The organism is Bacillus siamensis KCTC 13613, from assembly GCF_000262045.1.
Lineage (GTDB): Bacteria > Bacillota > Bacilli > Bacillales > Bacillaceae > Bacillus > Bacillus siamensis.
The window spans coordinates 207,510-220,212 of record NZ_AJVF01000039.1; the positions used below are offsets into that span (position 1 = coordinate 207,510).

Annotated in this window: 14 protein-coding genes; 7 read left to right on the forward strand and 7 right to left on the reverse strand. The window is 49.0% G+C overall.

Annotated features, from left to right (window positions below; all coding sequences use genetic code 11):
- Positions 1 to 8: 8 nt before the first annotated feature.
- The 4 genes from Y79_RS0109645 to Y79_RS0109660 all read right to left on the reverse strand — a co-directional run bounded on the left by Y79_RS0109645 (position 9) and on the right by Y79_RS0109660 (position 3,387).
- Complete coding sequence (locus Y79_RS0109645) at positions 9 to 359, reverse strand: ArsR/SmtB family transcription factor (protein WP_016937483.1); 351 nt, start codon at positions 357 to 359, stop codon at positions 9 to 11.
- A gap of 102 nt (positions 360 to 461) precedes the next feature.
- On the reverse strand, positions 462 to 1,358 hold the full coding sequence (locus Y79_RS0109650; RefSeq protein WP_016937484.1) for an ABC transporter substrate-binding protein: 897 nt from the start codon (positions 1,356 to 1,358) through the stop codon (positions 462 to 464).
- A 16-nt stretch (positions 1,359 to 1,374) separates the two neighbouring features.
- On the reverse strand, positions 1,375 to 2,388 hold the full coding sequence (locus Y79_RS0109655; RefSeq protein WP_016937485.1) for a FecCD family ABC transporter permease: 1,014 nt from the start codon (positions 2,386 to 2,388) through the stop codon (positions 1,375 to 1,377).
- The gene (locus tag Y79_RS0109660; protein WP_050544528.1) at positions 2,389 to 3,387 is read right to left on the reverse strand and encodes a FecCD family ABC transporter permease; all 999 of its coding nucleotides are present in this window, start codon (positions 3,385 to 3,387) and stop codon (positions 2,389 to 2,391) included.
- A 242-nt stretch (positions 3,388 to 3,629) separates the two neighbouring features.
- On the opposite strand from Y79_RS0109660, the gene Y79_RS0109665 reads away from it, so the two are divergent.
- The 7 genes from Y79_RS0109665 to licH all read left to right on the forward strand — a co-directional run bounded on the left by Y79_RS0109665 (position 3,630) and on the right by licH (position 9,965).
- Positions 3,630 to 4,220 carry a DNA-3-methyladenine glycosylase gene (locus Y79_RS0109665; RefSeq protein WP_029575285.1) on the forward strand — a complete coding sequence of 197 codons (591 nt, stop codon included), beginning with the start codon at positions 3,630 to 3,632 and terminating at the stop codon, positions 4,218 to 4,220.
- 60 nt (positions 4,221 to 4,280) lie between these two features.
- A complete protein-coding gene (locus Y79_RS1000000121830) occupies positions 4,281 to 4,406 on the forward strand; it encodes a hypothetical protein (protein WP_265586273.1) in 126 nt (41 codons plus the stop codon).
- Between the two features lie 146 nt (positions 4,407 to 4,552).
- Positions 4,553 to 6,508, forward strand: a complete 1,956-nt coding sequence (gene licR, locus Y79_RS0109675) for a transcriptional regulator LicR (protein ID WP_016937489.1) — start codon at positions 4,553 to 4,555, stop codon at positions 6,506 to 6,508.
- 98 nt (positions 6,509 to 6,606) lie between these two features.
- A complete protein-coding gene (gene licB / locus Y79_RS0109680) occupies positions 6,607 to 6,915 on the forward strand; it encodes a PTS lichenan transporter subunit IIB (protein ID WP_003150863.1) in 309 nt (102 codons plus the stop codon).
- 15 nt (positions 6,916 to 6,930) lie between these two features.
- Positions 6,931 to 8,289 (forward strand): PTS lichenan transporter subunit IIC, encoded by a 1,359-nt coding sequence (gene licC / locus Y79_RS0109685; protein WP_016937490.1) that lies wholly within the window; start codon positions 6,931 to 6,933, stop codon positions 8,287 to 8,289.
- Positions 8,290 to 8,307: 18 nt separating this feature from the next.
- Positions 8,308 to 8,640 carry a PTS lichenan transporter subunit IIA gene (gene licA / locus Y79_RS0109690; RefSeq protein WP_016937491.1) on the forward strand — a complete coding sequence of 111 codons (333 nt, stop codon included), beginning with the start codon at positions 8,308 to 8,310 and terminating at the stop codon, positions 8,638 to 8,640.
- Positions 8,637 to 9,965 carry a 6-phospho-beta-glucosidase LicH gene (gene licH, locus Y79_RS0109695; protein WP_016937492.1) on the forward strand — a complete coding sequence of 443 codons (1,329 nt, stop codon included), beginning with the start codon at positions 8,637 to 8,639 and terminating at the stop codon, positions 9,963 to 9,965. The genes licA and licH overlap by 4 nt, the downstream gene beginning before the upstream one ends.
- A gap of 40 nt (positions 9,966 to 10,005) precedes the next feature.
- Here licH and Y79_RS0109700 read toward each other — a convergent pair whose 3' ends face one another.
- From Y79_RS0109700 to dltC, 3 genes are all read right to left on the reverse strand, one after another.
- Complete coding sequence (locus Y79_RS0109700) at positions 10,006 to 11,097, reverse strand: branched-chain amino acid aminotransferase (RefSeq protein ID WP_029575286.1); 1,092 nt, start codon at positions 11,095 to 11,097, stop codon at positions 10,006 to 10,008.
- A 184-nt stretch (positions 11,098 to 11,281) separates the two neighbouring features.
- Positions 11,282 to 12,460 carry a D-alanyl-lipoteichoic acid biosynthesis protein DltD gene (gene dltD, locus Y79_RS0109705; RefSeq protein WP_016937494.1) on the reverse strand — a complete coding sequence of 393 codons (1,179 nt, stop codon included), beginning with the start codon at positions 12,458 to 12,460 and terminating at the stop codon, positions 11,282 to 11,284.
- Positions 12,461 to 12,697 (reverse strand): D-alanine--poly(phosphoribitol) ligase subunit 2, encoded by a 237-nt coding sequence (gene dltC / locus Y79_RS0109710; RefSeq protein ID WP_003150875.1) that lies wholly within the window; start codon positions 12,695 to 12,697, stop codon positions 12,461 to 12,463.
- Positions 12,698 to 12,703: the final 6 nt, after the last annotated feature.

A 12,703-nucleotide genomic window follows, 5' to 3' on the forward strand; every position in this document is an offset into this window, starting at 1 on the left:
TATCCTCCTTATCGGCATGAAACAGCGACTTCTTTTTGCCGCAATGTCTGTAAAACGCCGTCCTTTTCGTCTATCTGCTGCAGAATGGAGCGGACCAGCGCGTATTCCGGACCGGACGGATGAATGGCATAGTACCGCCACTGGCCTTCCCGCCTTTCCCGCACAAGCCCGGCGTTCTTTAATTTCCGCAAGTGCTGGCTGATGCCGGGCTGACTCATGCCAAAAATGGCCGTCAGCTCACAGACACAATATTCTTTCTCCTTCAGAAATTTCAGCATCAAAAGCCTTGTCATGTCGCTGAGAAGCTTGAGGCATTGGCTGACCCCTTCGGAACTTAAGGCGTTATGCTGTCGTTGCATGCTCTCACTCCTTTTTTACATCATTATATAAGCATCTGTTTATATAAGTAAATAACAATATAAAAAAGCCGGCTTTGCACGTTTTGCAAAACCGGCTCATGTTTATTTTTGGAACAGCTTTTTCGCTTCATCCATTGCTAATTTATTTCCCAGTGCCGAATAATCAAGCCAAGGCTGATCGGCAATCTTATAGACGTGGTTTGCTTTCACGGCCTTCAGCCCTTTCCATACAGCGCTTTTTTGCAATTCTTTAAAAGCTTGCTGTGACTTGTCGTCTCTGTTAACGACCACGAAAATCGCATCTGCGTTGTAATCCGGCAGCACTTCTTGAGAAATGACCTCATAAGGGCGGGAGGTGTTCATGTCTTTAATGCCGTCAGCAGGCTTCAGTTTCAGGTCATCAAACAGAATCGGACCCATCGGGCGGCGTGTGCTGAAGACGCGAAGTTCTTTTGCATTCACGCGGATCGCCATGACTTTGGCGTTTTTCCCTAATTCCTTATCGATCATAGATTTGACTTGTTTTGTTTCATCTTCGTAATCTTGAATAAAGGTTTTCGCTTCTTTTTCACGGTTGACGATTTTTCCGATGTCTTTTAAATGATCGCGCCAAGTGCCTTTATCAAGGTCGAAAACGTGTGTGTTTCCGATTTTCTTGTATTTTGACACATCTTTTCCTGCAAATTCTTTATCAAGATAAATGTTGTCAGGGTTCAGTTCGAGTAACGCTTCCATATCCGGATCTGAGGCAGGGCCGAGTTTTTTCGTGTCTTTCAGCTGATTTTTTACATGAGGGAGAAAATCTTTTAATTCTCCGCCCACGACGGAACCGGCCGGTGTAATGCCGAGAGCCAGCAGGTCATTTGTCAGGTGAATGGACATCGAAGCGATTTTATGATCACCGGATGCCTTTTTTGTCTCTGGCTGTGTTGAATCGGATTGGCAGGCTGCCAATAAAAAAATACACATGAAACTGACGAGGGCAATTATTTTTTTCATGAGAAGACTCCTTGTTTTATGTTTTGATTTTCATAACCAGATAGAGAAAATACGGCGCGCCGATGGCTGCCGCAACCACCCCGGCCGGAATGGCGTTCGGCTGAAACAGGGAGCGGCCGATGGTATCGGCCGCGACAAGAATGACGAGGCCGATTAACCCCGCAATCGGGATGATATGCTGATGCATGGTGCCGACGAGCCGTCTCGTCAAATGTGGGGCGGCAAAGCCGATAAAGCCGATTCCGCCGGCCATCGCCACACTCGCGCAAGACAGGCCGACCGCTATGGCGATCAGCATGATCCTTTTTCTCTGCACGTGTGCGCCAAGCCCCGCGGCGGCCTGGTCACCGAGCATTAAAATGTTCAAAGACCGGGCGTTAAGCCATGCAAGCGGTGCGAGAATGCCGATCCAGGGCAATAGAGACCATACGTGAATCCAGTCCCTGCCCCAAACGTTCCCCACCAGCCAGCGGGAAGCGAATGTATAGGTTTCTTCATTCAGACGCAGCGACATAAACAATGTAACGGCGCTGAAGCCTGCGGAAACGGCGATCCCGACTAACAGCATGCGGATCGTTAAAAAGCCGTTCAGCCTGTCGTACGTGAGCACTACGATCAGCAGAGCGGCGAGGGTTCCGCCCGCAAACGTAAATAACGGGATGAACATCGACGCCTGCGCCTCAAGTGAATGAAAGAACGTGATATACATCATCAGTCCGAACGAAGCCCCGGCATGAAGCCCAAGGATTCCCGGATCGGCAAGCGGATTCCGGGATACGCCCTGCAAAATAGCGCCCGACACGCCTAAACCGATACCGGCCAGCATCGTCACCAGTATCCGGGGGAGCCGGTAATCGAATAAAACGGTTGTACTTTGAAACGTGCCGTATCCGAACAGCGTTTTTCCCACCGTAAAGGGAGAAAGCCGGAATGAGCCCGTATGCAGCCCGATCAGAATAATGCAAACGGCGATGATCAGCAGAATGAGGCCTGCCGCCGCCGCTTTTTTGGTTTCCTTCTGCACCTTCATTTATAATTCTCTCCCTTCCTTGCGGGCAATATAAAGAAAGAAAGGGACACCGACAAGGGCGACCATGATGCCTATTGCCAATTCTCTCGGGGGACTGACCGTTCGCGAGGCCAAGTCGGCCAAAATCAAAAGAATCGCTCCAAGCAACGCGGACATCGGAATAATCAGCCTGTACGTAACGCCGACGATCTTGCGGGCGATATGGGGGATGACCAGCCCGACGAAGCCGATTGCACCGGCAGCGGAAACAGACACACCGGCAAGAACAACGGCGATCATTAATCCCGCGGCACGCGTCAGAGCAGTGTTCACCCCTAAATTCGCCGCAACGTCATTTCCCATTGAGAGAAGGGTGACGGACCGGCCCATGAATGTCGCGAGAATGATGAAGACCGCAATCACGGGAGCAAGGACTTGTAAATGAGCCCACTTGATTCCTGAGACCCCGCCGGCGTACCAGAAGGCCAAATCCTGGCTTAAATCGTAATAAATCGCCACACCTGTGCTGAGTGAATGTAATAGAGCGGCTACAACCGCCCCGGCAAGCGTCACTTTTAAAGGTGTCATGCTGCTTTTTCCCGCCGCGCTGATAAAGAAAATCAAGCCTGTGCTTGCCAGTGCGCCCAAAAACGACATTACCATCAGCAGGGCGTATGACAAATGAGGGAAAAAAGCAAAGCTGAGCGCAACAACAAACATGGCTCCTGCATTTACGCCTAAGACACCCGAATCGGCAAGCGGGTTTCTCGTGACACCTTGCATGAGGGCGCCGGCTGCTGCAAAGGCGGCGCCTGTAACGGCCGCGCCGAGCACTCTCGGAAGGCGCAATTCATGAATGATCTGCTGGCCCGTCATGTTTGGATTGTAATCAGCAATCGCCGACCACACCGTATGTAAAGTAATGTCTTTCGCGCCGAATGAGACGGCGAAAAAAATAGACACAAGCAGTCCGATTACCGCGATCAGGAAGAAAATCCCGTTTTTTAAGATGCTGATCAGACGGCTTGCGGACGTGACAGAATCGCTCAAAAATCAATTCACCTACTTTTATGATCATTGTCCGGTATTTATTGAACATGAGAATCATTTTCATTTGAACCATCATATTATAACCAGCCGATTTTCAAAACGCAATAGAGTGTTCAACAATGATGCCCTTTTTTCTTTCATGTTTATATTGTAAAAAAGAAGTGAAAAACGTGAAAGAGGAAATTGAATATAATCAGAAAGGGGGGAGACAAATGGCGGGAGAACGAAAGCCTTTGCCGATTGAATTTTACCAAAGACCGTCAGTAGAGCTTGCTCCTTTATTGCTCGGCTGTCTCTTAGTAAAAGAGACGGATGAGGGAACGGCTTCAGGCTTTATCGTGGAAACGGAAGCTTATATGGGAGCGGATGACCGAGCGGCGCACAGTTTCGGCAACCGGCGCACGAAACGGACGGAAATTATGTTCCACGAGGCGGGCCGCATTTATACATATGTCATGCACACCCATACATTAATGAACGTCGTCGCCGCTGACATCGGCATTCCGCAGGCCGTGTTAATCAGGGCGGCAGAGCCCCATGAAGGTCAGTTCCTGATGGAGCGCAGGAGACCGGGCAGACCCCCGAGAGAGTGGACAAACGGCCCGGGGAAGCTGACGAAGGCGATGGGCATTTCAATGAACGACTACGGCGGCATGATCACGGAACAGCCGCTGTATATTACGGAAGGCTTTACACCGGAGCATATATCAACAGGCCCGAGAATCGGGATTGACAACAGCGGAGAAGCCCGGGATTATCCGTGGCGCTATTGGGTGACGGGGAACCGGTATGTCTCACGCTGACCATGTTTACAGCCGCTGATAACAGGGGAAAGACAAGGTAAAAGAAAGGGGATTCAAACATTGAAAAAATTTTTCAAAACAATTATCAAATGGGCGCCCGTCATCTATCCGATCATCAGAAAAATCGTAAAAGAACGGAAGTCATCTAAGCGAAACCGCATGTCCGCTTCCCGAACAGCCGGCTGATCCGGCTGTTTTTTTACGGGCTTTGCCTCAGGCTGCTGCATTGACTTGAAAACCTCCCCATTATAGAATTTACATACATTTACCCCTTTTTCATCCTTTTTGCCTATTTTTTACGTCTGCATCTGATCTGATAGGAGGTTTTTCTCATGCTTCATGGGCGGCTTCGTGAACTTCTGCGCTTGCTTTTAGCTGCTGAAACACCGGTTACAAGCTCAGTCATCGCTGCAAAAGTAAAGGTAACGACGCGGACGGTCCGCAATGACATAAAGGAACTGCAAACCATTGTCGAAAAACACGGCGCTTCCATTCAATCTGTCAGAGGGAGCGGCTATAAGCTGCTGATCCGGGATGAGCAGCCGTTTAAAAACTGGCTTCAGGACAATTTCCAGCAGAACAGCGCCGTGCCGATTTTTCCCGAAGAACGGATAAATTATCTGATGAAAAGACTGCTTCTGACCGACGGCTACCTCAAGCTGGATGACTTGGCAGAAGAATTGTTCATCAGTAAATCCACGCTTCAATCCGATCTGAAAGAAGTAAAAAAACGGCTCCGCCCCTATGACATCATTTTGGAAACAAGGCCGAACTACGGCTTTAAGCTGCGCGGCGAAGAGCTCCGTCTCCGTTATTGTATGGCGGAATACTTAGTGGACGACCGCGAGCCTGAGCCTGATCTCCTGAGTGAGAAGGCCGGTATTCTGCCGAAAGACGACATTCAAGTGATCCGATCAGCCATTATGAAGCAGGTTCGAAACCATAAGATCCCGCTTTCTTTCTTCGGCCTGAACAATCTCATCATCCATATCGCCATTGCCTGCAAACGAATCCGGACAGAAAACTATGTATCTCTCATTCCGGAGGATCTTCATGATATTAAGCTTGAAACAGAATATCAGTCAGCGGAAGCCATCGTCAAAGAGCTTGAATCGGCGCTATCCGTCACCTTTCCCGAACAGGAAACCGCCTATATCGCCATTCACCTGCTCGGGACAAAACGCATGACCCAGTCACAAATGGAAGGAAAAGAGCTTACAAGGCTGATAGACGGGGAGACCAGCCGTTTGACGGAGGCGATGATTGAAGCCATTGAGCGGGAGCTGAAGCTCGGAATCACGGACGACAATGAGCTGAAAGCGGGTCTGGCGCTCCATATCAAGCCGGCGATTAACCGAAACCGGTACGGAATGAACCTGAGAAACCCGATGCTTTCCGCTATAAAGGAAAATTACCCGCTAGCATTTGAAGCGGGAGTGATTGCGGGAATCGTGATTAAGGAGCAAACCGGCATTGATATTCATGAAAATGAGATCGGGTATTTGGCGCTTCATTTCGGAGCGGCCATCGAAAGGAGAAAGACAGAACGGCCGCCTAAGCGCTGCTTGATTGTCTGTGCGTCCGGCGCCGGCAGTGCACAGCTTTTAAGAGAAAAGCTGCGTTCACGGTTCGCAAAGCGCCTTGAAATCGTCGGCACAGCTGATTACTGCAGCCTTGACCAGCTTTCTTTTGAGTCGATTGATTTTGTGGTCAGCACAGTGCCGATCAAAAAAGACCTGCCTGTTCCCGTATTAAAGGTTCATACACTGTTGGGCGGCGGGGATTTTACAAAAATCGACGCCATGCTGGAAGAAAAGCGGGAACAATTGAACTTTCTGAAACCGGAGCTGGTATTTTTGCAGCAGGATCTGGAGACGAAGGAGGACGTCATCCGTTTTCTCGGACATCAGGTTGCAAAAGCCGGCCTCGCTTCTGATACTCTGACCGATTCTATTTTTGAAAGGGAAGCGATTTCCCCTACGAGTTTCGGCAATCTCACGGCGATTCCGCATCCGCTCGTTCCGCAGACAGACACGACGTTTTGGGCGGTGTGCACGCTGAAGAAACCGATTGACTGGGCGGATAAGCGTGTCCAATTTGTCTGCCTGCTTTGCGTCGAGAAAGAAAGCAAAGCCGACCTCCAGCATATGTACAAATGGCTAGGGGGCATGCTAGATGATCCGGCTGCGGTGAGCCGTCTCTTAAAATGCACAAACTATCACGAGGTTTTACAAGTATTCAGAGACAAACGATCAGAGAAAGACCGGGATACACCTTTTTTCCGTTAGCAGCGGAAAAAGCCTGAGTAGTTATGAAAGCGATTTCATAATATGATGGTACTAACACCGAGACATACAAAATATCAAACTTTCAGGAGGTCTTTTACATGAATATATTACTCGTTTGTGCAGCAGGGATGTCAACAAGCTTACTCGTCACAAAGATGGAAAAAAGCGCGCAGGAACAAGGAAAAGAATATAAAATCTGGGCTGTGTCAGGCGATTCAGTCAACCAGCATATAGATAAAGCGGACGTATTGCTGCTTGGGCCTCAAGTCCGTTATTTGCTTCCGCAGCTGAAAAAATTGGGTGAATCAAAAGGAGTGCCGGTTGAAGTCATTAATACCGTCCATTACGGCACATGCAACGGAGCGGAGGTTCTGAAATCAGCAGAACAGCTCGGAAACGCATCGTAGAAAGGGGCGGGCCGTGTGAATAAGGTGAATCAGTTTTTAGAAGAGAAAGTCATGCCCATTGCCGGGAAAATTGCTTCCCAGCGGCATCTGCAAGCATTGCGTGACGGGATCATCCTCACCATGCCGCTTATCATCATCGGTTCGTTTTTTCTGATCATAGGCAACCTGCCGATTCCGGGATACGCGGATTTCATGGCGAAGACGTTCGGAAGCGCGTGGTCTCAAAAACTGCAATATCCGGTTGATGCGACCTTTGAAATCATGGGCCTTGTCGCCGCTTTTGGAATCGCCTACCGTCTGGCCGAAAAATACGGGGTGGACGCTTTATCGGCCGGTGCGATATCTCTGGCGGCGTTTCTTTTGGCAACGCCGTACAAAGTTCCGTTTCTGCCGTCCGGCGCAAAAGAGGAAATCATGGTCGGCGGCGGCATTCCGCTTTCTCTCATGGGAAGCAAAGGGCTGTTTGTCGCGATGATCATCGCCATGCTGTCGACGGAAATCTACCGCTTGATCATCCAGCGGAATTTCGTCTTCAAAATGCCGGACGGCGTGCCTCCGGCGGTCAGCAAATCGTTTGTCGCTTTAATTCCCGGTTTTGCCGTCGTCTTTCTCATCTGGGGTGCGCGTTTAATCGTCGAAGCGACGCCGTTTGAAAGCCTTCATAATATTGTAAGCGTTGTACTGGGGACACCGCTTTCGATTCTTGGCGGAAGTCTCGGCGGAAGCCTGGTAGCTGAAGCGGTTCAAATGCTCTTGTGGGCGTGCGGATTACACGGGGCGAACATTGTCGGCGGCGTCATGGCGCCGATCTGGTTCGGAGCGATGGATGCCAACCGGATTGCATTTCAGGCGGGTGATGCGCTGCCGAATATTTTCACCCAGCAGTTCTTTGAAATCTGGATCAACATCGGCGGAAGCGGCGCGACACTGGCGCTCGTGGTCACCATGTTTCTCCGCGCGCGAAGCAAGCAGATGAAGCAGCTTGGGAAACTCGCCATCGGGCCGGCTGTCTTCAATATTAATGAGCCGATTATTTTCGGAATGCCGATCGTCATGAACCCGATGCTTCTCATCCCGTTCATCATCACACCGCTTGTCACACTGACTCTTACTTATATCGGCATGAGCACAGGCCTCGTCGCCAAACCTGCCGGCATTGCCGTCCCGTGGACGATGCCGCCGATTTTCTCCGGCTATCTGGCCACAGGCGGAAAAATATCAGGGGCTGTCATGCAGGCGATTAATATCATCGCAGCCTTTATAGTGTACTATCCGTTCTTCAGAATGTGGGATTCGCAAAAGCTGAAAGAAGAAAACGAACTTGAACAATCGCAGGCGCCAGCCGTACAGGGAGACGAAAAAGCCGTGCTTTAGAGAAAGGGAGTGAAACACATGAATGAGAAAATGGAACAGACCATTTTTCAGATCATCCTGCATGGCGGCAATGGCAGAAGCGCATCAATGGAGGCCATTGCCGCCGCAAAGCGGGGAGACAGAGCCCTGGCGGAAGAAAAGCTTCAGGAAGCCGCAAGGGAACTGACTGAAGCCCATCATTATCAGACAGAACTGATCCAAAATGAAGCCGGCGGAGAAAAAACAGACATGACGCTTTTGATGGTACATGCGCAAGACCATTTAATGAATGCGATGACCGTGAAAGACTTGGCCGCAGAGTTAGTCGAGATTTATGAAAAAGTGAGTCTGCAAGGGGGAGCAAAAATATGACAAAAGGAATTAAAATTGTAACGATCGGCGGAGGTTCAAGCTATACACCGGAGCTTGTGGAAGGCATCATTAAGCGCTATGATGAACTGCCTGTCAGAGAATTATGGCTCGTCGACATTCCTGAAGGCGAGAAAAAGCTCAATATCGTCGGCACGCTTGCAAAACGCATGGTCGAAAAAGCGGGGGTTCCGATAGAGGTTCACCTGACGCTTGACCGGAGAGAAGCCTTGAAGGATGCGGATTTCGTAACAACTCAATTCCGCGTCGGTCTTCTTGAGGCCCGCGCCAAAGATGAACGGATTCCGTTAAAATACGGCGTAATCGGGCAGGAGACAAACGGTCCGGGCGGTTTATTCAAAGGGCTGCGCACCATTCCGGTTATTCTGGAAATCGCAAAAGACATCGAAGAGCTTTGTCCGAATGCATGGCTCGTGAATTTCACAAACCCTGCCGGCATGGTTACCGAGGCCTTGCTCCGCTACTCGAATCTTACAAAAGTCGTCGGCCTCTGCAATGTGCCGATCGGCATTAAAATGGGCGTCGCAAAAGCATTGGATGTCGATGTCAGCCGGATCGAGGTGCAATTTGCCGGGCTGAATCACATGGTCTTCGGATTAGATGTTTTCTTAGACGGCGTCAGCGTGAAGGATAAAGTCATCGAAGCCATGGGAGACCCGGAAAACGCCATGACGATGAAGAACATTTCCGGAGCGGAATGGGAGCCTGAATTCCTGAAAGCGCTCGATCTGATTCCTTGCGGCTACCACCGCTATTATTTCAAAACGAAAGAAATGCTCGAGCATGAAATAGAAGCGTCACAGACGGAGGGCACACGCGCCGAAGTCGTGCAGAAGGTTGAGAAAGAACTGTTCGAACTGTATAAAGATCCGGATCTCGCCATCAAACCGCCGCAGCTTGAGAAACGGGGCGGAGCGTACTACAGTGACGCGGCCTGCAACCTGATCAGCTCCATCTATAACGACAAACATGATATCCAGCCCGTCAATACGATAAACAACAGCGCGATCGCCAGCATCCCGAATGACTCAGCAGTCGAAGTGAACTGTGTCATAACGAAAGACGGACCGAAACCGATCGCCGTCGGTGATCTGCCGGTATCCGTCCGGGGGCTCGTCCAGCAAATCAAATCATTTGAACGCGTGGCCGCTGAAGCAGCCGTCACGGGAGATTATCAAACGGCGCTCCTTGCGATGACAATCAATCCTCTCGTCCCGTCAGACTCCGTGGCAAAGGCTATTCTGGATGAAATGCTTGAAGCGCACAAGGAACATCTGCCTCATTTCTTTAAGTCAATTGAAGCATAAAAGCACCAAAAAAACCCGGAAGCGATTCCGGGTTTTTTGTTTATTTTGATTCGCTTAATGAGGCGACTTCCGTCGTCCAGCCGAACACGTCGGCTTCTGCGCCTTTTTGAATGCCTGTAATGGTATCATACAGTTTCTTCGAGATCTCTCCGGTTTCACCGCTGCCGATGACAAGACTTTCATCATTCCAGATCAGTTCGCCGACCGGAGAAATGACCGCCGCCGTACCGGTTCCGAACGTTTCTTCCAATCGGCCGTCACGATGCGCCTGAATGACTTCATCGATCGAAATTTTCCGCTCAGACACAGTCAATCCCCAATGTTTGAGCAGGGTGATGACGGAATTTCTCGTAATTCCTTCAAGAATGCTTCCGTTCAGCTCGGGCGTCACAATTTCGCCGCTGATTTTGAAAAAGATGTTCATGCTGCCGACTTCTTCGATGTATTTTTTCTCAATGCCGTCAAGCCATAGCACCTGGGAAAAGCCCTTCTCCTCCGCAACCTGCTGCGCCTTCAGGCTTGAAGCGTAGTTGCCGGCCGTTTTCGCGTTTCCCGTACCGCCTTTGACAGCGCGCACGAACTCGTTTTCCACGGCGATTTTCACCGGTTTAATGCCTTCTTTGTAATAAGAGCCGACCGGCGACAGAATGATAAAAAGCTTGTACGTATGGGATGCCGCTACACCGAGGAAAGGCTCGGTCGCAATGATAAACGGACGGATATAAAGGGAAGTGCCTTCCGCTTTCGGAATCCAGTCTTTGTCGATGGCTACGAGCTGTTTCAGGCCTTCAAGAACAAGCTCTTCATCAATGAGCGGGATGCAAAGACGGTCATTTGACTGATTCAGGCGCTCCATATTTTTCTCCGGTCTGAACAGAAGCACCTCCTGATCCTTCGTTACATACGCTTTAAGCCCTTCAAAAACGGTTTGGCCGTAATGATAGACCATAGCCGCAGGATCCATTGAGAAGGGCTGATAAGGGATAATTCTCGGATCGTACCAGCCTTGGTCCGCATCGTAATCCATAACAAACATATGGTCGGTGAAAATTCGGCCGAACGCAAGGTTATGGGGGTCCGGTTTAGGTTTTTTGGCTGAAGTCAATTCAACACGAATGTCTTGTTTCATAATGTTCTGTCTCCCTATTGGTGTTATTGTCAAACTTATTTGAAAATAATTTATATTCTATTGTATACCTTCAACAAATATTCGCAATAGTTTTCCTCAAATTTGTGAAAAAATCAAATCACACAAAAAGCAGGGGAAAGAATCCCCCCTGCGTGTTCGTTTTTTCTGTATTCGGTCATCACCGTGCTCAGTGAACCGTCACTTTGCCGGTTTTGTAAAACTGCTCCATCGCTTTATCGACGTACACCCAGCCCTTCCAGGCGATATGGATGGTGTCTTTCATAAAGTACGGATCATATTCGTGCCCGGATAAGTCGGCAACCTGAAAGCCCTTCGCTTTAATTTGCTTTGTGACTTTTTTGTAGTAATCAGTCCGGCCTTTTTTCGGGAAGCCGGTGTAGTCATACCATTTTCCGTTGACCGGAATAACCACGAACATCGGTTCAGCGCCGGCATCTTTCAGAATGTCCAGCATATCCTCAAAGTCGTGATATTCGACTGATTTGGCGTATGTTCTTCCTTTGTTGATTCCTTTCACTCTCTTTAACTTCGGCTTAATTTTTTTATAAGAAGTGTCATCGATATAGAAAGGATTGGACTTGGAACTCCGTTTTCCTAATTGCGCGGCGGCTGTTTTTAACTCTGACCACGATTTTCCTTTTAGGTTTTCAGAGATCGTCCGCTCAGGACCCTTGGTTTCTCCCATTGAATAATAAAGATCTTTTTTCTCAAGCAGAGAATAGTAAGCCTTGGCGGCCGGCATGACCGTTTTCACTTTCCATGATTGGCCGTTGACCATTCCTTTGTACAATTCAGAAAGGACGGCATCATGCTGAACGACTTTAAAACGAAGCATGCGTTTCATCATGTTCTTTTTGACCGCGGGATCAATCTGGTCATTAAATGCTAAATCCAATGCCTGAAGTGATGAAAAATTCGGTGCAAAGTGCTGTTCATCAGAACCTTTTTTAATAAACCATTGAGGAGAAACAATGAATACCAGTTTTTTGCCTTTCAGCTGCTGGTAATGCGCCGCAAAGTTTACGGCGTGTATCAGGGATTGATCCCCGCCTTTTCCGACAAGATAAGGCGTAAAGCCTTGGTTGTTCACTTGAAAATAGTTGGACGGGTGAAACTCATCTAATCTTGAAAGCTCGGAAGAACCGAAAATCGGCAGATACTTCGAGTCTTCGAACATTTTGTTTTGCAGATAGAGCCCTTGGAACATATTCGGGTTTAAGGCCGCTGCCGACTCTTCGACACGTTTTTCAGGAATGAAGCGCGTAAGCCATGAAGCCGGAACTGCGATAGCTCCGACAAACAGGACAAACGCTAAAATAATTGGTCCAAAGAAACGCTTTTTCATTTACTTCAACTCAGTCAGTTTGTTTACAATGTTGTTTGGCGTATTCCACTCGTCACGGTCAAACTCAGTGATCGGCACTGTAATGCCGAAGCGGTTTTCAATGGCAACAAGCAGCTCTACAGTTCCGAAAGAATCAAGCAGTCCTTCTTCAAAGATTTCAATATCAGGATTTTCTTTCACAGCGTCCTCCTGACAAACTTCAGCTAATACGTCTAATACTTCCTGTTTAAATTCCATGTGTTT